Annotated in this window: 2 protein-coding genes; both read right to left on the reverse strand. The window is 74.1% G+C overall.

All coding sequences use genetic code 11. The annotated features are described in order from the left end of the window. Window positions 1–647 (reverse strand): glycosyltransferase family 4 protein (locus DKL51_RS16440; RefSeq protein ID WP_148097804.1); only part of this gene is annotated, 647 nt, incomplete at its 3' end. A gap of 135 nt (window positions 648–782) precedes the next feature. Further along, window positions 783–1,901 (reverse strand): amylo-alpha-1,6-glucosidase (locus tag DKL51_RS16445; RefSeq protein WP_311768053.1); only part of this gene is annotated, 1,119 nt, incomplete at its 5' end.

Raw genomic sequence — 1,901 nt, forward strand, 5'->3', positions numbered from 1 at the left:
GCCCGGGGGCGGGCGCGCCAGGCCCGCTCGTCGACCCCGTTCGGCACCACGTCGATCCGTCCGGTCGGTACGTCGAAGAGCCGGGCCACCTGGTCGCGCATGTAGCCGGAGCAGGCGATCACCCGGGCCGAGGCGTTGCTGAGCCAGTGTTCGACGCCGTGGATGGTCCGGTTCATCTCCTCCGGCAGCCAGCCCTGGTGCCGGCCGGCCTCGGTGGCGTGGATGGTGGTGACCAGCGGCAGGTCGAGGTGCTCGGCCAGGGTCGCCGCGGTGTGCGCGACGAGCCAGTCGTGGGCGTGGATGACGTCGTACCCGCTGGACTCGGCGGCGCGCAGGGCGGTGCGGGTGAGCGTGTGGTTGAACGCCATCGTCCAGGCCAGCAGCGAACCGGTCGCCAGGGGAAAGGTGACCGGATCCTCGGGCGCCCGCAGGATCCGCACCCCCTCGGCGTACTCCTCCAGCGGCGCGCCCTCGGCGTGCCGGGTGACGACGGTGACCTCGTGGCCGGCGGTGGCCAGGGCGACGGAGAGGGCGTGCACGTGGCGGCCGAGTCCACCGACGAGCACGGGCGGGTACTCCCAGGACAGGATCAGCACCCGCTGGTGCCGGGCGGGGTGGATGTCGATCACGTCGGCGTCAGGTGACATGCGGCCCCCTTGGAGTTGTGTCCCGGGGCGCGCGCCGACCGACCCTGCCCGCCGCCTCGCCCGGGGTCGGGGCCAATCCTGCCGAGCGGTCGATAACCAGCGGAGACGTGGCCGTTGCCGGTGTGTAACGCGTGCCTATCCGTTGCGTCGGACGCGCAGCAACTCGGCGACCGACCACGCCTGGAACGGGCAGCCGGTCGCGGCGTGCGGCGGGCTGCCGTCGGCCGTCTCGCTCACCGAGCCCAGCCCGTACTCGGTCAGATGGCCCTCAAGCCCGACGAGCAGGTCATCGGTCGGGAGCCCGGCCCGCCGGTACGCGTCGACGAACGGCCCGATCAGCCAGGGCCAGACCGTCCCCTGGTGGTAGCCGGAGTCCCGTTCGGCCGGCCCGCCCCGGTGCCGCCCGACGAACCCGGGCGAGTCGGGGGAGAGGCTGCGCGGGCCGAGCGGGGTGAACAGCCCGGCGGTGATCCGGCGCAGCGTCGCCTCGTCCGGCTCCAGCGGGGCGTACGGCAGCGACCAGGCGAGCAGCTGGTTCGGGCGGAGCAGGTCGTCGTCGTGGTGCGCCGCCCCGCCCAGCGGGTACGCCGGTGCCGGCCCGTCCACCACGTCGTACAGCCAGCCCACCGGCGCCGGGAACCGTTCCCGGAACGAGGCGGCCGCCCTGGTGTGCAGCCCCCACAGCGCGGTCGCGTCCCGGCCGACCAGCTCGGTCAGCTCGGCCAGGCCGGCCAGCCCGTTGACCCAGAGCGCGTTGACCTCCACCGGTTTGCCGGTACGCGGCGTCACCGGCACCCCGTACACCCGGGCATCCATCCAGGTCAGCGCGGTGCCCGGGGTGCCGCCCTGGGTGAGCAGCCCGTCGGTCGGGTCGACGCCGATGCCGTACCGGGTGCCGGCCAGGTGCGCCTCCACCACCGCGTGCAGCGCGGTCAGCAGTTCGTCGCCGAGGTCGGTGTCGCCGGTGACCGTGACGTGCCGGGTCACCGCGTGCAGGAACCACAGCGTCGCGTCGACCGTGTTGTACTCCACCCGCCCGGTGTCGGCGGTGTTCGACAGCATCCCCTCCGACAGCGTCGCCGCGTACGCCCGCAGCAGCGCCCGCCCCTCGTCGGCGCGGTTGGTGCAGAGGAAGAGGCCCTCGTAGGAGGTCATGGTGTCCCGTGACCAGGCGCCGAACCAGGGATAGCCGGCCACCACGTCCGGGCCGGCCGCGGTGCTGACCACGAACGCGTCGGCGGCCAGGGCGAGGGT

The sequence above is a fragment of the Micromonospora globispora genome, assembly GCF_003857015.1.
GTDB lineage: Bacteria > Actinomycetota > Actinomycetes > Mycobacteriales > Micromonosporaceae > Micromonospora > Micromonospora globispora.